Genomic DNA, 19,061 nt, shown 5'->3' with positions numbered 1-19,061 from the left:
GAGCAATGCTCGTGGACAAGATCGTACCAGCCACCGCCTATGACGTCGAAGCGATCCGCCGGGATTTTCCGATCCTGTCGACGACCGTTCACGGCAAGCCGCTGGTCTATCTCGACAACGGCGCATCGGCGCAGAAGCCGCAGGTTGTGATCGACGCCATATCGCATGCCTATTCGAGCGAATATGCCAATGTGCATCGTGGCTTGCATTTCCTCTCCAATGCCGCCACCGAGGCCTATGAAGCTGCGCGCGAAAAGGTGCGCCGCTTCCTGAATGCGCCCTCGGTGGACAATATCGTCTTCACCAAGAACTCGACCGAGGCGATCAATACGGTCGCCTATGGTTGGGGCATGCCGAAGATCGGCGAAGGCGACGAGATCGTCATCTCGATCCTGGAGCATCACTCCAATATCGTGCCTTGGCATTTCATCCGCGAACGGCAGGGTGCCAAGCTGGTCTGGGTGCCGGTGGACGACGAGGGCGCGTTCCATATCGAGGACTTCGAAAAGAGCCTGACGGAACGGACCAAGCTCGTCGCCATCACGCACATGTCGAATGCGCTCGGCACCGTCGTTCCGGTCAAGGAAATCTGCCGTATCGCGCATGAACGCGGTATTCCGGTGCTGATCGACGGTTCGCAGGGGGCAGTGCATATGCCCGTCGACGTGCAGGATATCGATTGCGACTGGTACGTCATGACCGGTCACAAGCTCTACGGCCCCTCGGGGATCGGCGTGCTCTACGGCAAGAAGGACAGGCTTGCCGAGATGCGGCCGTTCCAGGGCGGCGGCGAGATGATCTTCGACGTCACCGAGGAGAATGTCACCTACAACGATCCACCACATCGTTTTGAGGCCGGCACGCCGCCGATCGTCCAGGCAATTGGGCTCGGCTATGCGCTCGATTATATGGAGAGCGTTGGTCGTGAGGCGATTGCCCGGCACGAAGCCGATCTTTCGGCTTATGCGGCGGAGCGGCTCAGAGACATCAACTCGCTGCGGGTTTTCGGCACAGCGCCCGGTAAAGGTGGTATATTCTCCTTTGAACTCGCCGGCATTCATGCTCATGACGTGTCGATGGTGATCGATCGTCAGGGCGTTGCGGTGCGGGCGGGCACGCATTGCGCCCAGCCGCTCTTGAAACGCTTCGGCGTCACCTCCACATGCCGGGCATCGTTCGGCATGTACAATACCCGAGCCGAGGTAGACGCCCTGGCCGATGCGCTGGAATATGCGCGCAAATTCTTTGCTTAAGGAGGCACGCGATGTCACTCGACGAAACCGAACAGAAGATCGACGTGCGCGAAGGAATCGTGCATTCGAGCATCCCTGAGGACGAACTGGCGCGCCTCAGCGACGACGTCATCAGCGCACTGAAAACGGTTTATGACCCTGAAATTCCTGCCGATATCTTCGAACTCGGCCTGATCTATAAGATCGACATCGAAGACGACCGCATGGTGAAGATCGTCATGACGCTGACCGCGCCCGGTTGCCCAGTCGCCGGCGAGATGCCGGGCTGGGTCGAAAACGCTGTCAGCGCCGTCGAAGGCGTGTCGGGCGTCGAGGTCAGCATGACCTTCGACCCACCTTGGTCAGCAGACCGCATGTCGGAAGAAGCGCAGGTGGCGATCGGCTGGTATTGAAGCTTTAAGCCGCTCGCTTTACATTATGACTCGAAGCACCGGATCTTGACCCCGGTTGTGGAAGGAGAATAGGCCCATGGGCTTTGCTGTAATGACCATGACCGAGACCGCCGCAGCGCGCGTCAAGGCGATCGTCGAGAATTCCGGTCCCGATGCCAAGGGCGTTCGCGTCGGCATCAAGAAGGGCGGCTGCGCCGGGATGGAATATACCATCGATATGGTGACCGAGCCGAATGCCAAGGATGATCTGATCGAGCATGATGGTGCCAAGGTCTGGGTCGAGCCGTCAGCCGTGCTTTATCTGCTCGGCACCCAAATGGGCTTCGAGACCACGACGCTGCGCTCGGGCTTTACCTTCACCAATCCCAACCAGACATCGGCCTGCGGCTGCGGCGAATCCGTCGAGCTGAAGCCGGCTGATCTTGCTGCCTTGGCAGCACAGCGTCAGGCAGCGCCTGCCGCCTGATATCAGGCGGCGTCGGATTGACGGTCGTCCATTGAAACGGGCGTCAATTTCAGACCGAGCGCCTTGACGACCTTGAGGATCGTTGCAAATTCCGGATTTCCCTCGCCGCTGAGGGCGCGATAGAGCGCCGAGCGGTTCATGCCGACATCCTTGGCGAGTTTGCTCATATTGCGTGTGCGAGCCACATCACCCAACGCCCTGGCGATCGATGCTGGATCATCAGTCGCAAAAGCGGCTGCGATATAGCCGTCCAGATTGTCCGTGCCAAAGGGGTTCTCCCGATCCATTTTATAGGCCTTTCCGTATAAGCCAGTCGTGAATGAGCCCGGCTTCGCTTTCGTGCAAGCCATGGCCCCAGGGCAGTACATGCATGCTGACATCCGCGTGGCAGTTCTCGAATTGTCGTTTGATCAGCAGCGCATCGCCCGGTTCGCGGCGTTGGTCGTTTTCGCCAGCCGTAATCAATATGGGCAGGCCGGTCATCGATGGGAAGCTTGCGTCGGGAGCCGGAGACAAAGGGCGCATCAGAATTGCACCTGCTGCGAGGTCTGATCGGGCGCGCAGGACCGAGGCGGCCATGATGGCGCCATTGGAAAAGCCAAGGAGGATCGGAGGCTGTTTCAATATGCCTCGTTCGATCGCGTCCGCAATGAACCGACAGAGTAGATCAGTCTGCTCGTCGAGATCATCATAGTCGAGGCTGCGATTGGCATTACGACGGAAGAAGGCGAAGCCGCCTTCCCATTTCACACCGCCGCGCAAGGACATATAGGGCCGTTGCGGTGCTGTCTCATCTGCAAGGGAAATGAGATCAATCTCGCTTCCACCACTGCCATGCAACAGAAGAAGCGGTGGAGGGGAGCAGTCCTCCCGTCCAGCGATGAAATGAAATTCTGACAGTCCCGGCATGATATCCAGCTTCCAGTGCCGTCCTTCGCCGCGCTGTGAAAAGCGCCGCGCATCCGATCGGACACGCGGCGCAGTGATAGACATTTTTGACGATAGATTTATGTCGGGCAGGAGTGAAGCGGCTGAACCGTTTCACTTTTTCAGAGAAACCTTACTCAGCTGCCTCGGCATAGGATTCGACTGGCGGGCAGGAGCACACCAGATTTCGGTCGCCGTAGACGTTGTCGACGCGGTTGACGGGCGACCAATATTTATCCACACGGAAGGCACCGGGCGGGTAGCAGGCCTGTTCGCGGGAATAAGGACGATCCCATTCGCCGACAAGGTCCTCCACCGTATGCGGTGCGTTCTTGAGAGGATTGTTGGTTTTGTCCATCCGGCCTTCTTCGATGGCGCGGGCTTCCTCGCGGATCGCCAGCATCGCCTCGCAGAAACGGTCTAGTTCGGCCTTGGTTTCCGATTCGGTCGGCTCGATCATCAGCGTGCCGGCGACGGGCCAGCTCATGGTCGGTGCATGGAAGCCGCAATCGATCAGGCGCTTGGCGACGTCATCGACGGTGACGCCGGCGCTGTCGACCAGAGGGCGCGTATCGATGATGCATTCATGCGCCACACGCCCGGTCTTCGACTTGTAGAGCACGTCGTAAGCGCCCTTCAGCCGTGCCGCAATGTAGTTGGCGTTGAGGATCGCGACTTTGGTCGCCTGCGTCAGCCCTTCGCCGCCCATCATCAGGCAATAGCTCCAGGAGATCGGCAGGATGGACGCCGAGCCGAAGGCAGCTGCCGAGACCGCACCTGGACGTCCGTCCGTTTGCGGGTGGCCGGGCAGGTGTTCAGCCAGATGCGCCTTGACGCCGATCGGTCCCATGCCAGGACCGCCGCCGCCATGCGGGATGCAGAAGGTCTTGTGCAAATTCAGGTGGCTGACGTCGGAGCCGATGTCGCCGGGACGGGAAAGACCGACCATGGCGTTCATGTTGGCGCCGTCGAGATAGACCTGGCCGCCATGCTGATGAACGAGATCGCAAATCTCCTTCACCGTCTCCTCGAAGACGCCGTGCGTCGACGGGTAGGTGATCATGCAGCAGGAGAGGTTGGCCGCGTATTGCTCCGCCTTGGCGCGGAAATCGACCATGTCGATATCGCCGTCGTCGCTGACCTTGATGACGACCACTTTCATGCCTGCCATCTGCGCCGAGGCCGGGTTGGTGCCATGCGCCGAGGTCGGGATCAGGCAGATATCGCGGTGACCTTCGCCATTGGCGATATGGTAGTTGCGGATGGTCAGCAGGCCGGCATACTCGCCCTGCGCGCCGGAATTGGGCTGCATGGAAAAGGCGTCGTAGCCGGTGACTGCACAGAGCTTTTCCGTCAGATCGTCGATCATCTCGCGATAGCCGAGCGCCTGGTCGGCCGGTACGAAAGGATGAATATCCGAGAATTCAGGCCAACTTATCGGCAACATCTCAGCTGTTGCATTAAGTTTCATCGTGCAGGAACCGAGCGGGATCATCGAACGGTCGAGCGCTAGATCACGGTCCGAGAGTCGGCGGATATAGCGGGTCATCTCGCTTTCGGCACGGTTCATGTGGAAGATTGGATGCGTCAGATATTCGCTGGTGCGCAGCAGGGTCTTCGGCAGGCGATAGCCGGGCTCGAAATCGGCGAGACGGAAATTGCCGCCGAAGGCACGCCAGACGGCTTCCAGCGTTGCCGGGCGCGTGCGCTCGTCAAGGCTCATGCCGATCCTGGTTTCGCCAACCTTGCGGAGGTTGACACCCTCGGCGACGGCGGCGCGCAGGATCAGACCCTGCATATGGCCAACCTCGACCGTGATGGTATCGAAGAAGGTCTCCTGCTCGATGGTGTAGCCGAGCTTCTCCAGGCCCTTGGCCATCAGCACGGCCTTCTGGTGCACCTGCTGGGCGATTGCCTTCAGGCCCTGCGGGCCGTGGAAGACGGCATACATGGAGGCCATGACGGCGAGGAGAACCTGCGCGGTGCAGATGTTCGACGTCGCCTTTTCGCGGCGGATATGCTGTTCGCGGGTCTGCAATGACAGGCGATAGGCGCGGTTGCCGCGCGCATCGACCGAGACGCCGACCAGACGGCCCGGCATGGAGCGCTTGTAGGCATCCTTGACGGCCATATAGGCCGCGTGCGGACCGCCATAGCCGACCGGCACACCGAAGCGCTGCGAGCAGCCGACGGCAATATCCGCGCCCATTTCGCCGGGCGACTTCAGTAGCGTCAGCGCCAGCGGGTCGGCGGCGACGACGGCAATGGCGCCAGTCTGATGCAGCCTTGAGATCAGGCCGGTGAAATCATGGATGTGACCATGCGTGCCTGGATACTGGAAGATGGCGCCGAAGACATCGACCGGATCGAGATCGGTGAAGGGATTGCCGACGATGACCGTCCAGCCAAGCGGCTCTGCGCGGGTCTCGATCAGTGCAATCGTCTGCGGATGGCAATCGGCATCGACGAAGAAAGCCTTGGCCTTGGATTTTGCCACGCGCTCGGCCATCGCCATGCCTTCGGCGGCGGCGGTTGCTTCATCCAGCAGTGAGGCGTTGGCGACATCGAGGCCGGTGAGGTCACAGATCATCGTCTGGTAGTTCAGCAGCGCCTCAAGACGGCCTTGGCTGATTTCCGGTTGGTAGGGCGTATAGGCGGTATACCAGGCCGGGTTTTCCAGAATGGTGCGTTGGATGACCGGCGGCGTGATCGTGCCGTAATAGCCCTGGCCGATCAGCGAGACGAAAACCTTGTTCTTGTTGGCGGTCTCGCGCAGCTTGTCGAGCGCCTCGCGCTCCGTCATCGGCGCGCCCCAAACCAGCGGCGCCTTCTGGCGGATCGAGGGTGGGAGCGTCGCGTCGATCAGCTTGTCGAGGCTGCCGTAACCGATCACCTTCAGCATGTCGGTCATCTCGGAGGGGGACGGGCCGATGTGGCGGCGATTGGCGAAATCGTAAGGCTGGTAGTCGGTGAAGGTGAATTCGGTCGGTGTACTCATTATCCGATCAACTCCTTGTAACCGGATTCATCAAGTAAACCATCGGCATCGGCGACATTCTTCAATTTCAGTTTGAAGAACCAGCCGGCACCCGTCGGGTCGGAATTGACGAGCTCCGGGTCGGCGGTGATGGCTTCGTTGATTTCGGTGATCTCGCCATCAAGTGGACAATAGACTTCGGAAGCCGCCTTGACGGATTCGACGGTTGCCGCATCGTCGCCCTTCGAAAAGACGGCGCCGACGTCGGGCAGTTCCACAAATACGAGATCGCCGAGTTGTCCGGCAGCATGTGCTGTGATCCCGACAGTCGCGACGTCGCCTTCGATGTTCAGCCACTCATGTTCTTCGGTAAATTTCAGCATGGATAATCCTCTCTGGGCTATGACGTCTTAGCGTTTGTAGGTCGGGGTGATGAAAGGCAGGGCAGAAACCGTGACGGGCAGGAACTTGCCGCGCACTTCTGCGTAGACCGGCGTACCGGGCGCGGCGCAGCTGACGGGCACGTAGCCCATGGCCACAGGGCTCTCGACACTCGGGCCGAAGCCACCAGAGGTGACTTCGCCGATCTCGGTCTTGCCCTCGGCATCGGCATAAAGCTTTGCGTGACCGCGAACCGGGGCCTTGCCTTCCGGCTTCAGGCCGACGCGGCGGCGCGACGCGCCATTATCGAGTTCGTCAAGGATGCGCGCGCTGCCAGGAAAACCGCCGGCACGGACGCCACCGGTTTTGCGGGCTTTCTGCATACCCCATTCCAGGGCGGCTTCGACCGGTGTCGTCGTCTGGTCGATGTCGTTGCCGTACAGGCAGAGCCCGGCTTCGAGACGCAGGGAATCGCGGGCGCCCAGGCCAATCGGCTGGACATCGGGGTGCTCGAGCAGCCGTTTGGCAATGTCCTCGGCCTTGTCGGCCGGTACTGAAATTTCAAAACCATCTTCGCCGCTGTAGCCTGAGCGCGAGACCAGACAGGAAACGTCGTGCAGGCGGCAATGGCGCACATCCATGAATTTCATATAGGCGAGATCGGCCCATAGTTCGGCGAGGACGGAGACGGCACGCGGTCCCTGCAAGGCGATCAGGGCGCGATCCAATAAAGTGATTTCACAGGTATCGCCGATATGATCTTGAAGATGCTTGATATCTTCATCTTTGCAAGAAGCATTGACGACGACGAAGAGATAGTCGTCCATATGGGTGATCATCAGGTCGTCGAGGATGCCGCCATTGTCGTCGGTGAAGAAACCGTAGCGCTGACGGCCCTCGGCAAGGCCAAGAATATCGACCGGCACGAGGCTTTCCAGCGCCAGCGCCGCATCCTCATATTTGCCGGAGCGGGCGCGGATCGTCACCTGGCCCATATGCGAAACGTCGAACAGGCCAGCGGACGCGCGGGTCCAGAGATGCTCCTTCATCACGCCGGCGGGATATTGCACCGGCATGTCATAGCCGGCGAACGGCACCATGCGGGCTCCGAGCGACAGATGCAGGGCGTGAAGCGGGGTCTTCTTGGTGGCAGCGGTCTCGTCCAAATGACGCCTCCGGGGTTTGCGCTCGATTAAAAGCGCAGGGCTCAAAATTTCGGCGCGGCTGCGCCTTACGATGAGCCCCCTCTGTCCGTTTGCCTGAGATTGTTATCCCTTCGGCGAGTGCTTGCGCACTTCTCTCCAGAGTTCCGTCTGCCCCTTGCTGGTCCTTTGGCCTGAGAGTTTCCGGGGCGGTTGCTCCTTCGGCACCGGCTTTCACCGGATTCTCCCAACAAGGTTGAGTGCCATTATCTGGTAGTCGCGAGAGATGGCAAGGGGCAAATGTCGCCCTTGAACAAATTTTTGTCGTGCGGCCCGTTTAAGCACACGCGGAATTGCGCGCCCCGCGGATGCCGGGGACTTTGCAACGGCGTCTTCAGAGGCTATCGCATGAAGCCGTTAGAGGAGCAGGGCAGGAGACAATGATGAACCGTAATTATGCCGCCACATTGCTGATGTCGGCGTGTGTGCTTTCGTTTTCGGCTACGGCCGTCATGGCACAACAAAGCAACGATACCAATAGCATGCACGGGATGCACATGGATGCGGGCAAAGCGCCAGCCGGGTCGGCGACGGCCAAGCTCGGCGATCTGGACATCAGCGGCGGCTATGTCCGCGCTATGTTGCCGGGCCAGCCTGTCGGCGGCGGTTACATCACCATCCACAATGGCGGCAAGAGCGACGACAAGCTTACCTCCGTCACATCGCCGCAAGCAGGCAAGGTCGAATTGCATCAGATGAAGATGGAGGGCGAGATCATGAAGATGCGCGAAATGAAGGAAGGTATAGCCATCCCCGCCGGCGCAACCGTGACCCTCTCACCAAGCGGCATGCATATGATGTTCAAGCAGGTGAAGACGCCGTTCAAGCAGGGCGGCACAGTGCCGGTCATGCTGATGTTCGAAAATGCCGGGATGGTCGATATCAGCTTGCCCGTCGTTGCGCCGAACGCAAACTGAGGTTTGCGCAACCTCTAAAGTGCAATGACGTCATAAAATTCCCGCCCATAGACAATTCCGGTTTCCACTTTCCCTCGAAATGCTCTAAAGCCACGTCAAAAGGCCGGGATTGCCCGGCCCTGGGGCGGGATCGTCCCCAGTTCCCTGATTTGGCATGAAGTTGCCCGAAACCGTTTCATACCTTTCGGGACCACGCCGCGATTTTTGAAAGAAGAAGAATGGCCGGGATTGAGCATATAGAGGTCGAGCCTGACGAGGCCGGCATGCGCCTCGACCGCTGGTTCAAGGTGCACTTCCCTGGGCTAGGCTTCGGGCAGTTGCAGAAGTTGATGCGTTCCGGTCAGGTGCGTGTCGACGGCGGTCGCGTGAAGACAGATGCGCGCGTGCAGCCAGGACAGGTTGTGCGGGTGCCGCCGCTGGACGTCGATGCAAAGGGACCGAAGAGCGGTCCCATCGCCAGCAAGGATCTGAAGCATTCAAGCGATTCCGATCTTCTATCGCGCATGCTGCTGCATGAAGACGAGAAGGTCTTCGTCCTGAACAAGCCGGCCGGCCTTGCAGTGCAGGGCGGCTCCGGTCTCAATCGTCATCTCGACAAGATGCTTGAGGCATGGACGAGCAAGAAGGGCGAGAAGCCGCGCCTGGTGCATCGTCTCGACCGCGACACGTCCGGCGTCCTCGTTGTTGCCCGCACGCGCGGCGCAGCACAGAAGCTGGCGACCGCCTTCCGCGAACGCGACACCAAGAAGACCTATTGGGCGCTGGTGAAGGGCGTGCCGCGTAAGCACGAAGACAAGATCTCGACCTGGCTGGTCAAGGAAGCCACCCCCGATGGTGACCGCATGCGCATCGCCAAGCATGGCGAAGATGGCGCCGATCACGCGATTACCTACTATCGCGTGCTCGAAATGGCAGCGCAGAGCCTCGCCTGGCTGGAGATGGAGCCCTATACCGGTCGTACGCACCAGCTGCGCGTTCACGCGCTGCACATGGGCCATCCGATCATCGGCGACCCAAAATATTTCGACGACGATCATAACTGGGATTTTCCGGGCGGTGTTCAGAAGCGGCTGCATCTGCACGCCCGCCATATCGATATTCCGCATCCGGATGGCGGCCGCCTGCGCGTCACCGCGCCAATGCCGCCGCATATGGTGCAGACCTGGAACCTTCTCGGCCTTGACATGGCATCCGCAGGGGAGCCGGACGACGAATGAGCCTCGTTCTTTTCGATTGCGACGGGACGCTGGTGGACAGCGCGCGGCTGATCCATGAGGTCATGGCGCGCACCTTTGTCGACTTTGGTCATAAGCGCCCGGATGTTGCCTCGACCAAATCGATCATCGGCTTGACGCTCGACATCGCGATTGCCCGCATGCAGGGCAAGCCGCATGTCGACGACGAGGCGATCGCCATGACGGCGCATTACAAGGCAATCTATCCCGGCGTGCGCGACGAGGCGGATATGCAGACGCCGCTATTTGACGGTATCAAGCCGCTGATCGAGACGCTGGCCGCCCGCGATGGACTGCTGCTCGGTGCGGTCACGGGCAAGTCGCGCCGCGGGCTGACTTACATTCTCGAGGTGAATGGTTTTACGCCTTATTTCGTCGTCTCGCGCACGGCCGACGATTGCCCTTCGAAGCCGCATCCGGCAATGGTGACGGAATGCTGCGAAGAGACGGGCACGGATCCGCATGATACCATTGTCATCGGCGATGCTATCTATGACATGCAGATGGCGAAGGCGGCGGGTGCGACCGCGATCGGGGTCGCCTGGGGTTATGCCTCGGTGGAGGAGCTGCTGGCCGCCGGTGCCGATGCAATTGCCCATCATCCGAACGACCTGTTGAGCCATATTCTCTGAGGTGACGTCATGCGCGACCTGTTGAACGACCTTTCCGAAGGCCTGAGCCATCCCGACCCGATCCGCCGGGCGCAGATCCAGATGAGCAAGCCTTTGCCCAAGCGCTTCTACAAGGATGTAGGCATCCGCGAGGGCGAGGACGGCCATGTGATCGAACTCGACGGCAAGGTGGTGAAGACGCCCGCGCGCCGGTCGCTTGCTGTGCCGACCGAGGCACTGGCGAAGCTGGTGGCGGCCGAATGGGCACGGCAGGTAGATGTTATAAACCCTACCGTCATGCCGGTGACGCGCTTGGTCAATACCGCGCTGGATGGCGTGGCGACCGATCCGCAGGCGGTGTTCGAGGACATCCTGCGCTTTTCCTCCAGCGACCTGCTCTGCTATCGGGCCGATCAGCCGGAATTGCTGGTGGAGCGGCAATCGGAGCGGTGGGATCCGCTGATCGATTGGGCAGCGAATGAACTTGGTGCCCGCTTCATCCTGGCGGAAGGCGTCATGCATCAGGAGCAGCCGCGCGAGGCGATCGCCGCCTTCGCCGTGACGCTGCGCAAATACGATACGCCGCTGGAACTCGCCAGCCTACACACGATCACCACGCTAACCGGTTCGGCAATCCTGGCGCTTGCCTTTGCCGAGGGACAGCTGCCTCTCGCCGACATATGGTCGCTGGCTCATCTCGATGAAGACTGGACGATCGAACAGTGGGGGCATGACGAAGAGGCCGACAAGCGCCGCGCACAGCGCTTCGAAGAATTTCAGGCGGCAACGGATGTATTTTCTGCGCTTCGCAATTGAATGTTGTTGATTTCCAGTCCGTTATATCGAACTCTACATATCACGAGGTTGGGAGTTCGGGACGCGAATCATGCTGCAATTGAGGTCGGGTACGGTATCGGTGCTCGTGGGATGCTTGGCACTGGCTGCGTGCTCAAGCTGGTCGCTGACGGAGCCGCCGGCACCTCCGGCCTATAATGTGCGTAGCGCCACTGTTGTTGCCGATCAGGCCGTTCCACCTGTTCCGCCGACCTTGCTGTCAGCCATCAACGATCACGTCAACGCCGCCATTGCCGCCACGACGCGCGATACGGCATTGCCGACGGTGGCATTGACCATCCGCGTGACGGATCTCCGCAGGGGGCGCAGCTTCAACCATGATCGCAATTCGGTGAAGATCAACATCGACGCCGCTTCGCTGGATAACGGTGCAGTGCTCGCAATCGCCTCCTTCGATATCGTCAACTATACGCCGGACCCGACTGCGTCTAATGATCTGATGGCCGAGGATATCGCCGCGCGGATTCGCTCGATCTTCGTACTGAATGCGCCGCCACTGGTGAACTGAGCGTACGGCTTCAAACTATTCCTGCGCCATGCTAAGCCGGATAAGCGTAGAAGAGGGCCATCATGAAATGAAAGAGATCCTGCAGGAACTGGAACGTCGCCGGGATGTCGCAAGGCTCGGAGGCGGGCAGGTGCGTATCGACGCGCAGCATGCACGTGGCAAGCTGACGGCGCGCGAACGGATCGACATCTTTCTCGATGAAGGCTCCTTCGAGGAATTCGACATGTTCGTCGAGCATCGCTCGACCGATTTCGGCATGGACAAGACGAAGATCGCCGGCGACGGCGTCGTCACCGGCTGGGGTACGGTCAATGGCCGCACCGTTTTCCTCTTCGCCAAGGATTTCACGGTTTTCGGCGGCTCGCTATCGCAGGCGCACGCCGAGAAGATCATGAAGGTCCAGGATATGGCGCTGAAGAACCGCGCGCCGATCATCGGTATCTATGATGCTGGCGGCGCGCGCATCCAGGAGGGCGTGGCGGCGCTTGGCGGCTATGCCGAGGTGTTCCAGCGCAATGTGCTCGCCTCCGGCGTCATCCCGCAGATTTCTGTCATCATGGGGCCTTGCGCGGGCGGCGACGTCTATTCGCCGGCGATGACCGACTTCATCTTCATGGTGCGCGACACCTCCTATATGTTCGTGACCGGCCCGGATGTGGTGAAGACTGTCACCAACGAGACCGTGACATCAGAGCAGCTGGGTGGTGCCTCGGTGCATACGACCAAATCCTCGATTGCCGACGCCGCCTACGACAACGACATCGATACTCTGATGCAGGTACGCCGGCTTATCGATTTTCTGCCGCAGTCAAATACTGCCGCTCTCCCGGAGATCGAGTGCTACCAATCGGTCACCGATCCAGACACGTCGCTCGACACGCTGATTCCCGCCAACGCCAACAAGCCCTATGACATCAAGGAGCTGATCCTGAAGGTGGCGGACGAGGGGGATTTCTTCGAGATTCAGGCGAGCTTTGCCAAGAACATCGTCTGCGGCTTTGGCCGGATCGAGGGGGCGACGGTCGGTTTCGTCGCAAACCAGCCGATGGTGCTTGCCGGTGTGCTTGATAGCGACGCCTCGCGCAAGGCGGCGCGTTTCGTGCGCTTCTGCGATTGCTTCAATATCCCGATTGTTACCTTCGTCGACGTCCCCGGCTTCCTGCCGGGCACCGCGCAGGAATATGGCGGGCTGATCAAGCACGGCGCCAAACTGCTCTTTGCCTATGCCGAGGCCACCGTACCGAAGCTTACCGTCATCACCCGCAAGGCCTACGGCGGCGCCTACGACGTCATGGCCTCGAAACATCTGCGAGGCGATCTCAACTATGCCTGGCCGACGGCCCAGATCGCCGTCATGGGCGCCAAGGGCGCGGTGGAGATCATCTTCCGCAAGGATATAGCCGATCCGGAGAAGATTGCGGCGCATACGAAGATGTACGAAGACCGTTTCCTGTCACCCTTCGTCGCCGCAGAGCGCGGCTATATCGACGAGGTGATCAAGCCACACTCGACGCGGCGCCGGCTGGCACAGGGGCTGCGAATGCTGCGGAACAAAGATCTGACCAATCCATGGAAGAAGCACGACAACATTCCACTTTAGGCATGTGACAACAAGCCACAGATTTTACACGGTAAATTGATTGGACGTCAGAAGCCGTGTTTTCACGTTCGCAACCGACCTCTCTAATGCTTTCATTTGGGGGAGTTAGAATTGGAGTTTAAAATGGCGCTTTCCGATCGGCTGAATCAATATCAGCCTTATGCACTCACAGCACTACGCATCATGACCGGGCTCTTGTTTACGGCACATGGCACGCAGAAGCTTCTCGGCTTTCCGGCCGGCGGTCAATTCTCAAGCCCACTACCGACCTTGATCTTGATTCAAGGCATTCTCGAACTCGTCGGTGGATTGGCAATCGTCGTTGGCTTCCTTACCCGTCCTGTCGCATTCATTCTCTGCGGCAACATGGCTGTCGCCTATTTCATGGCGCATTATCCAAAGGACTTTTTCCCGGTCAACAATGGCGGCGACGGAGCCATCCTTTACTGCTTCGTCTTCCTGTTCCTGATCTTCGCGGGTCCCGGCCTCCTGGCCATCGACAATCGCAAGAAGTAATCGATCTCAACGTCTGGCTCGGCCAATCTCCGGGTCCGACACATCATCATAACCCCCATCTGCATCGGGCGCGGCGCGCAAAAGCTCTTCAGCTTTTCGCCCGCGCCCTTTGCAGTTGCGATATTGTTTTTCGCGTCAGGGTGATGGTTAGGCAGCGAACTTGAGCCCGGCAATGCCAGCTACGATCAGGCCGATGCAGAACAGGCGAACGAGGGTTGCGGGATCGCCCAGCAACCAGATGCCGAGCAGGACGGTGCCGACCGTACCGATGCCGGTCCAGACGGCGTAAGCCGTGCCCATCGGCAAAGTCTTCACCGCCAGACCCAGTAATACAATGCTGATGACCATCGAGATGACAGTGAGGATTGTCGGCATCGGTCGGGTGAAGCCATCCGTGTATTTCAGGCCGACGGCCCAACCGATTTCAAACAGACCTGCGAGGAAAAGCAGAAACCAAGCCATTTTACGCTCCTTTGTGAGAGCGAGGCCGTCCCCGCGGTGTCTTACGGTCGTCAATGCAATGCCAACCGCCGCAGTCGTCTGCGCGAGATAATATATGCCGTCGCTAAATTGGCTTTTCAAGATGGCGAGTGGCATAGCTGCTATGCCATCTGTTTCATGCAAGCCGTTCAGCATGCCACTTCAGATGATCGTCCATGAAGCTGGAAATGAAGTAGTAGGAGTGATCGTAGCGCTCGCGCATGCGCAGCGTGAGATCGATGCCGGTGCCCTTGATCGCCTCTTCGAACAGCCAGGGGCGCAGGCCGGTTTCCAGGAAACTATCGGCCTTACCCTGGTCGATCAGGAATTCCGGGAATCGGGCACCGTCCTCGACAAGCGCGCAAGCATCGTATTTCCGCCAAGCGGCCTTGTCGGCTCCAAGATACTTCTCCAGGGCCGGTGCCGACCAATCGGCGGTCGAGGGTTGGACGATCGGTGCGAAGGCGGAGCAGCTCTTGAAGCGATCCGGATTCTTCAGTGCGATGGTCATGGCGCCGTGACCGCCCATGGAGTGGCCGAAAATGCCCTGCCTGCTCATGTCGGCTCGGAATTGTTCGCTGACCAAGGCGGGCAATTCCTCGGTGATGTATGTGTACATCTTGTAGTTCTCGGACCACGGCTCCTCGGTGGCGTCGAGATAGAAGCCGGCACCTTTGCCCATCTGCCAGTTGGTCAGCTCATCGGGCACGTCGTTGCCGCGCGGGCTGGTGTCCGGGCAGACGATAATCAAGCCAAGCTCGGCCGCCATGCGGCGATATTCGCCTTTTTCCATGACGTTGGCATGGGTGCAGGTAAGACCGGAGAGATACCAGACGACCGGGCAGGGCTGTGTGATCGCCTGCGGCGGCACGAAGACCGCGAAGGTCATCTCGCTCTGGCAGGCCTCGGATTCATGCATGAAGACGCCCTGCATGCCGCCAAAGGCGGTGTTCTGGGAAATGATATTCAAGACTGGTCTCCAGACGAATTGTGGGCTTTTGCCCGCCGGCAGAGCCGGTCGAATGTTTCAAGAAAGGCCGAGCGGTCGCGCGGCGAAAAGGCGGCGTTGTAGCCCTTGCTTTCGCCGGTTTCGCGCAGATGCGCGCCGAGATCGCGCATCGCGGTGGCCATGCCGATATTGGCGACATCGAAGATGCGGCCGGTCGGCCCGGTCACCAGCGCGCCGGTGGCGACACAGCGCCCAGCGAGCGGCACATCGGCGGTTATGACGATATCGCCGGGACCGGCGTGCTCGGCAATCCAATTGTCGGCGGCGTCAAAAGCGCTAGAGACGATGATATTCTTCACCATCGGATCCCGCGACGGCCTGAGACCGGAATTGGCGACAAGCGTCACCTCGATGCCGTGGCGCTCGGCAACTTTCAGAATCTCCGGCTTGACCGGGCAGGCATCGGCATCGACGTAAATCATGGGATATTCAATATTTCCAATGGCATGCGGTGTTTAACTCATCCACCGCATGCCATTTGCTATCAGCGATTAGTAAACCACCACGCCCCGAATGCTTTCACCGGAATGCATCAGCTCAAAGCCTTTGTTGATGTCTTCGAGCGGCATGGTGTGGGTGATCATCGGATCGATCTGGATCTTGCCTTCCATGTACCAGTCGACAATCTTCGGCACATCGGTGCGGCCACGCGCGCCGCCGAAGGCAGTACCCATCCAGTTGCGACCGGTGACCAGCTGGAACGGACGGGTGGAGATTTCCTGGCCAGCACCGGCGACGCCGATGATAACGGACTTGCCCCAGCCGCGATGCGAGGCTTCCAGCGCCTGACGCATGACCTTGGTGTTGCCCGTGCAGTCGAACGTGTAGTCGGCGCCGCCGATTAGGTCACCGTTGCGCTTCGTCAGGTTGACGAGGTAAGGCACGATGTCGTCACCGACATCCTTCGGATTGACGAAATGCGTCATGCCGAATTTCTCGCCCCATTCCTTGCGATCATTGTTGATATCGACGCCGATAATCATGTCGGCCCCGGCAAGGCGCAGGCCCTGAAGCACGTTGAGACCGATGCCGCCGAGACCGAAGACGATCGCGGTCGAGCCAATTTCGACCTTGGCGGTGTTGATGACCGCGCCGATGCCCGTGGTGACGCCGCAGCCGATGTAGCAGATCTTGTCGAAGGGCGCGTCAGGATTGACCTTGGCAAGCGCGATCTCGGGCAGGACCGTGTAGTTGGCGAAGGTCGAGCAGCCCATATAATGGTGAATCTTGTCCTTGCCGATGGAGAAGCGCGAGGTGCCATCGGGCATCAGACCCTGGCCCTGGGTGGCGCGGATCGAGGTGCAGAGGTTGGTCTTGCGCGACAGGCAGGAATAGCACTCGCGGCACTCCGGCGTGTAAAGCGGAATGACGTGATCGCCCTTCTTCACCGAGGTCACGCCCGGGCCAACGTCAACGACAATGCCCGCACCCTCGTGACCGAGGATCGCCGGGAACAGGCCCTCCGGATCGGCACCCGACAGCGTGAAGTCGTCGGTATGGCAAATGCCGGTTGCCTTGACTTCGATCAGCACTTCGCCGGCTCTTGGGCCCTCGAGCTGCACGGTCATGACTTCGAGCGGTTTACCTGCCTGAACGGCTACGGCGGCGCGTACGTCCATCGTTTCATTCCCTTCTCAATAAAGATTTTTGTCGGCGCGACATTCGCATGGGCGCGCAGTACGGCTCAAGCTAAAAATCAGACACTTAACGCCGTATTTTGATCAGGCGAACTCCATGATCACCGCATCGACGGCAAGACTTTCGCCGGGTTTGGCGTTGATCTTGCCGACGGTCAGGTCACGTTCGGCGCGCAACACGTTCTCCATCTTCATCGCCTCGACGATCGCCAGTGTCTCACCCGCCTTGACCTCCTGTCCCTCGGTAACCGCGATGGCGACGACGAGGCCCGGCATGGGGCAGAGCAGCAGCTTGGAGGTATCTGGCGGCAGTTTCACCGGCATGAGCTTGTCGAGTTCTGCCTGGCGCGGAGTGAAGACCCTGGTGTGGACGGAGAGCCCCTGCCAATCGATGCGCAAGCCGTTGAGGAAAGGGCGGATCTGCGCCGTCACCTTGCGCCCGCCGACCGAGCCGGACCAAACGGCATCGCCCGGACGCCAGTCGGTCTTAACCGTCAGGCTATCGCCGGCGATCTGCACATCCATCTCGAACGGGATGGTGACAAGGCCATCGAGCAGCGTGATTGGAATATAATCCGCACCCAGCTTGACCACCCATTCCTCGCGCAATGGTCCCGTGGCCGGCCGCAGCCTGTCGGCGTAGCGCTCGCGACGGTTCGCATCGACTAGGCCGCAGGAGAGCGCTATGGCCGCCAACAGGGCCCCTTCGTCACCACCTGGCGTCATCGGGGCAAAGCCATCCGGATATTCCTCCGCGATGAAGCCGGTCGACAGGCGCCCTTCGCGCCAGCGCGGATGCTTCATCAGCGCCGAGAGGAACGGCATGTTGTGTTCGATGCCATCGACGACGAAACCATCGAGCGCATCGCCCATGGCATCGATCGCTTCAAGCCGCGTCGGTGCCCAGGTGCAGAGCTTGGCGATCATCGGGTCGTAATACATCGAGATTTCAGCGCCTTCGAAGACGCCAGTATCGTTGCGGACGATCGTCTTGCCGTTCTTGCCTTCGCGCGGTGGGCGATAGCGCGTCAAGCGGCCGATCGATGGCAGGAAATTGCGATAGGGGTCCTCGGCATAGAGGCGGCTTTCGATCGCCCAACCGTTCAGCTTGATGTCTTCCTGCTTGAAAGGCAGCGTTTCGCCGGCGGCAACACGAATCATCTGCTCGACAAGATCGATGCCGGTGATGAGTTCGGTCACGGGATGCTCGACCTGCAGGCGGGTGTTCATTTCGAGGAAATAGAACTTGCGGTCACGATCGACGATGAACTCGACGGTGCCGGCGCTCTGGTAGTCGACCGCTTTGGCGAGCGCTACGGACTGCTCGCCCATGGCCTTGCGGGTGGCCTCATCAAGGAACGGCGAGGGCGCTTCCTCGGCGACCTTCTGATTGCGGCGCTGGATCGAACATTCGCGTTCGCCGAGATAGACGACATTGCCGTGGCCGTCAGCCAGCACCTGAATTTCGATGTGCCTGGGATCGACCACGAATTTTTCAATGAAGACGCGGTCGTCGCCGAAAGAGCTTCTCGCCTCGGAACGGGCGCGATCAAAACCATCACGCACTTCATCCTTGCTCCAGGCGATACGCATGCCCTTGCCGCCGCCGCCCGCCGATGCCTTGATCATCACGGGGTAGCCGATCTCGCCCGCGATCTTTTCAGCATGATCGGCATCCTCGATGACGCCGAGATAGCCGGGAACGGTGGAAACCTTGGCGGCATTGGCGAATTTCTTCGATTCGATCTTGTCGCCCATCGCCTTGATCGCCTTCGGCTTCGGGCCGATGAAGACGATTCCTTCCTTCTCCAGCGCCTCGCAGAAGGATGCACGCTCGGAGAGGAAGCCATAGCCGGGATGCACCGCTTCGGCTCCTGTTTCCTTGCAGGCGGCGATGATTTTTTCGGCGACGAGATAGCTCTCGGCGGCGGGGGCCGCACCGATATGCACGGCCTCGTCGGCCATTTCGACATGCAGGGCGTCGCGATCCGCGTCTGAATAAACTGCGACAGTCAGGATCCCCATCCGGCGCGCGGTCTTGATCACACGGCAAGCGATCTCGCCGCGGTTGGCGATCAGGATTTTCTTGAACATG

20 protein-coding genes and 1 riboswitch are annotated in these 19,061 nt (G+C 59.9%); of the genes, 10 read left to right on the top strand and 10 right to left on the bottom strand.

Annotation, left to right across the window (positions count from 1 at the left end; translation table 11 throughout):
* The first annotated feature begins 11 nt into the window (after window positions 1–11).
* The 3 genes from HB780_RS16200 (at window position 12) to sufA (ending at window position 2,111) form a co-directional block, all read left to right on the top strand.
* Window positions 12–1,253 carry a cysteine desulfurase gene (locus HB780_RS16200; RefSeq protein WP_183693562.1) on the top strand — a complete coding sequence of 414 codons (1,242 nt, stop codon included), beginning with the start codon at window positions 12–14 and terminating at the stop codon, window positions 1,251–1,253.
* Between the two features lie 11 nt (window positions 1,254–1,264).
* A complete protein-coding gene (locus HB780_RS16195; protein WP_183693559.1) occupies window positions 1,265–1,645 on the top strand; it encodes an SUF system Fe-S cluster assembly protein in 381 nt (126 codons plus the stop codon).
* Between the two features lie 76 nt (window positions 1,646–1,721).
* Window positions 1,722–2,111, top strand: coding sequence for a Fe-S cluster assembly scaffold SufA (sufA, locus tag HB780_RS16190; RefSeq protein WP_183693556.1), 390 nt, complete (start codon window positions 1,722–1,724; stop codon window positions 2,109–2,111).
* 2 nt (window positions 2,112–2,113) lie between these two features.
* Here sufA and HB780_RS16185 read toward each other — a convergent pair whose 3' ends face one another.
* From HB780_RS16185 to gcvT, 5 genes are all read right to left on the bottom strand, one after another.
* A complete protein-coding gene (locus HB780_RS16185) occupies window positions 2,114–2,398 on the bottom strand; it encodes an addiction module antidote protein (RefSeq protein ID WP_183693553.1) in 285 nt (94 codons plus the stop codon).
* Window position 2,399: 1 nt separating this feature from the next.
* Complete coding sequence (locus HB780_RS16180; RefSeq protein WP_183693549.1) at window positions 2,400–3,020, bottom strand: alpha/beta hydrolase; 621 nt, start codon at window positions 3,018–3,020, stop codon at window positions 2,400–2,402.
* Window positions 3,021–3,171: 151 nt separating this feature from the next.
* The gene (gcvP, locus tag HB780_RS16175) at window positions 3,172–6,036 is read right to left on the bottom strand and encodes an aminomethyl-transferring glycine dehydrogenase (RefSeq protein WP_183693546.1); all 2,865 of its coding nucleotides are present in this window, start codon (window positions 6,034–6,036) and stop codon (window positions 3,172–3,174) included.
* On the bottom strand, window positions 6,036–6,398 hold the full coding sequence (gene gcvH, locus HB780_RS16170; RefSeq protein ID WP_183693543.1) for a glycine cleavage system protein GcvH: 363 nt from the start codon (window positions 6,396–6,398) through the stop codon (window positions 6,036–6,038). Before gcvH ends, gcvP begins: the two co-directional genes overlap by 1 nt.
* 27 nt (window positions 6,399–6,425) lie before the next feature.
* Window positions 6,426–7,562, bottom strand: coding sequence for a glycine cleavage system aminomethyltransferase GcvT (gcvT, locus tag HB780_RS16165; RefSeq protein WP_183693540.1), 1,137 nt, complete (start codon window positions 7,560–7,562; stop codon window positions 6,426–6,428).
* Window positions 7,563–7,710: 148 nt separating this feature from the next.
* Window positions 7,711–7,798: riboswitch (glycine riboswitch) on the bottom strand.
* Between the two features lie 180 nt (window positions 7,799–7,978).
* Between gcvT and HB780_RS16160 the strand changes: the two genes are divergently transcribed.
* The 7 genes from HB780_RS16160 (at window position 7,979) to HB780_RS16130 (ending at window position 13,840) form a co-directional block, all read left to right on the top strand.
* Window positions 7,979–8,515 (top strand): copper chaperone PCu(A)C, encoded by a 537-nt coding sequence (locus HB780_RS16160; protein ID WP_286203121.1) that lies wholly within the window; start codon window positions 7,979–7,981, stop codon window positions 8,513–8,515.
* Window positions 8,516–8,733: 218 nt separating this feature from the next.
* Window positions 8,734–9,732 (top strand): RluA family pseudouridine synthase, encoded by a 999-nt coding sequence (locus tag HB780_RS16155; protein ID WP_183693537.1) that lies wholly within the window; start codon window positions 8,734–8,736, stop codon window positions 9,730–9,732.
* Window positions 9,729–10,382 (top strand): HAD-IA family hydrolase, encoded by a 654-nt coding sequence (locus HB780_RS16150; protein ID WP_183693533.1) that lies wholly within the window; start codon window positions 9,729–9,731, stop codon window positions 10,380–10,382. The genes HB780_RS16155 and HB780_RS16150 overlap by 4 nt, the downstream gene beginning before the upstream one ends.
* A 9-nt stretch (window positions 10,383–10,391) precedes the next feature.
* Window positions 10,392–11,177, top strand: a complete 786-nt coding sequence (locus HB780_RS16145; RefSeq protein ID WP_183693531.1) for an ATP12 family chaperone protein — start codon at window positions 10,392–10,394, stop codon at window positions 11,175–11,177.
* A 70-nt stretch (window positions 11,178–11,247) separates the two neighbouring features.
* Entirely contained in the window at window positions 11,248–11,724 is a 477-nt protein-coding gene (locus HB780_RS16140) for a hypothetical protein (protein WP_183693528.1), read from the top strand.
* A 67-nt stretch (window positions 11,725–11,791) separates the two neighbouring features.
* Window positions 11,792–13,324, top strand: coding sequence for an acyl-CoA carboxylase subunit beta (locus tag HB780_RS16135; RefSeq protein ID WP_183693525.1), 1,533 nt, complete (start codon window positions 11,792–11,794; stop codon window positions 13,322–13,324).
* Window positions 13,325–13,447: 123 nt separating this feature from the next.
* On the top strand, window positions 13,448–13,840 hold the full coding sequence (locus HB780_RS16130; protein WP_047455013.1) for a DoxX family protein: 393 nt from the start codon (window positions 13,448–13,450) through the stop codon (window positions 13,838–13,840).
* A gap of 147 nt (window positions 13,841–13,987) precedes the next feature.
* On the opposite strand, the gene sugE is transcribed toward HB780_RS16130, so the two are convergent.
* The 5 genes from sugE to HB780_RS16105 all read right to left on the bottom strand — a co-directional run bounded on the left by sugE (window position 13,988) and on the right by HB780_RS16105 (window position 19,060).
* The gene (sugE, locus tag HB780_RS16125; protein ID WP_183693521.1) at window positions 13,988–14,302 is read right to left on the bottom strand and encodes a quaternary ammonium compound efflux SMR transporter SugE; all 315 of its coding nucleotides are present in this window, start codon (window positions 14,300–14,302) and stop codon (window positions 13,988–13,990) included.
* 154 nt (window positions 14,303–14,456) lie between these two features.
* Complete coding sequence (gene fghA, locus HB780_RS16120) at window positions 14,457–15,290, bottom strand: S-formylglutathione hydrolase (RefSeq protein WP_183693518.1); 834 nt, start codon at window positions 15,288–15,290, stop codon at window positions 14,457–14,459.
* Window positions 15,287–15,751 carry a YaiI/YqxD family protein gene (locus HB780_RS16115; RefSeq protein WP_183693516.1) on the bottom strand — a complete coding sequence of 155 codons (465 nt, stop codon included), beginning with the start codon at window positions 15,749–15,751 and terminating at the stop codon, window positions 15,287–15,289. The genes fghA and HB780_RS16115 overlap by 4 nt, the downstream gene beginning before the upstream one ends.
* A gap of 69 nt (window positions 15,752–15,820) precedes the next feature.
* Complete coding sequence (locus HB780_RS16110; RefSeq protein WP_183693513.1) at window positions 15,821–16,948, bottom strand: S-(hydroxymethyl)glutathione dehydrogenase/class III alcohol dehydrogenase; 1,128 nt, start codon at window positions 16,946–16,948, stop codon at window positions 15,821–15,823.
* 102 nt (window positions 16,949–17,050) lie between these two features.
* Entirely contained in the window at window positions 17,051–19,060 is a 2,010-nt protein-coding gene (locus tag HB780_RS16105) for an acetyl-CoA carboxylase biotin carboxylase subunit (protein WP_183693510.1), read from the bottom strand.
* Window position 19,061 lies beyond the last annotated feature (1 nt).

This window comes from Rhizobium lusitanum (assembly GCF_014189535.1).
In the GTDB taxonomy this organism is placed as follows: Bacteria; Pseudomonadota; Alphaproteobacteria; order Rhizobiales; family Rhizobiaceae; genus Rhizobium; species Rhizobium lusitanum_C.
The sequence above is the reverse complement of the archived record's forward strand: the minus strand, read 5'-3'. Positions and strand labels throughout refer to the sequence as shown.

Coding starts and splice junctions, on each gene's coding strand:
- HB780_RS16195 (WP_183693559.1), top strand. CDS start 1,265: ATGTCACTCGACGAAACCGAACAGAAGATCGACGTGCGCGAAGGAATC.
- gcvP (WP_183693546.1), bottom strand. CDS start 6,036: ATGAGTACACCGACCGAATTCACCTTCACCGACTACCAGCCTTACGAT.
- HB780_RS16160 (WP_286203121.1), top strand. CDS start 7,979: ATGATGAACCGTAATTATGCCGCCACATTGCTGATGTCGGCGTGTGTG.
- HB780_RS16105 (WP_183693510.1), bottom strand. CDS start 19,060: ATGTTCAAGAAAATCCTGATCGCCAACCGCGGCGAGATCGCTTGCCGT.
- HB780_RS16180 (WP_183693549.1), bottom strand. CDS start 3,020: ATGCCGGGACTGTCAGAATTTCATTTCATCGCTGGACGGGAGGACTGC.
- HB780_RS16135 (WP_183693525.1), top strand. CDS start 11,792: ATGAAAGAGATCCTGCAGGAACTGGAACGTCGCCGGGATGTCGCAAGG.
- HB780_RS16150 (WP_183693533.1), top strand. CDS start 9,729: ATGAGCCTCGTTCTTTTCGATTGCGACGGGACGCTGGTGGACAGCGCG.
- sufA (WP_183693556.1), top strand. CDS start 1,722: ATGGGCTTTGCTGTAATGACCATGACCGAGACCGCCGCAGCGCGCGTC.
- HB780_RS16145 (WP_183693531.1), top strand. CDS start 10,392: ATGCGCGACCTGTTGAACGACCTTTCCGAAGGCCTGAGCCATCCCGAC.
- sugE (WP_183693521.1), bottom strand. CDS start 14,302: ATGGCTTGGTTTCTGCTTTTCCTCGCAGGTCTGTTTGAAATCGGTTGG.
- HB780_RS16110 (WP_183693513.1), bottom strand. CDS start 16,948: ATGGACGTACGCGCCGCCGTAGCCGTTCAGGCAGGTAAACCGCTCGAA.
- gcvH (WP_183693543.1), bottom strand. CDS start 6,398: ATGCTGAAATTTACCGAAGAACATGAGTGGCTGAACATCGAAGGCGAC.
- HB780_RS16130 (WP_047455013.1), top strand. CDS start 13,448: ATGGCGCTTTCCGATCGGCTGAATCAATATCAGCCTTATGCACTCACA.
- HB780_RS16115 (WP_183693516.1), bottom strand. CDS start 15,751: ATGATTTACGTCGATGCCGATGCCTGCCCGGTCAAGCCGGAGATTCTG.
- HB780_RS16185 (WP_183693553.1), bottom strand. CDS start 2,398: ATGGATCGGGAGAACCCCTTTGGCACGGACAATCTGGACGGCTATATC.
- HB780_RS16140 (WP_183693528.1), top strand. CDS start 11,248: ATGCTGCAATTGAGGTCGGGTACGGTATCGGTGCTCGTGGGATGCTTG.
- HB780_RS16155 (WP_183693537.1), top strand. CDS start 8,734: ATGGCCGGGATTGAGCATATAGAGGTCGAGCCTGACGAGGCCGGCATG.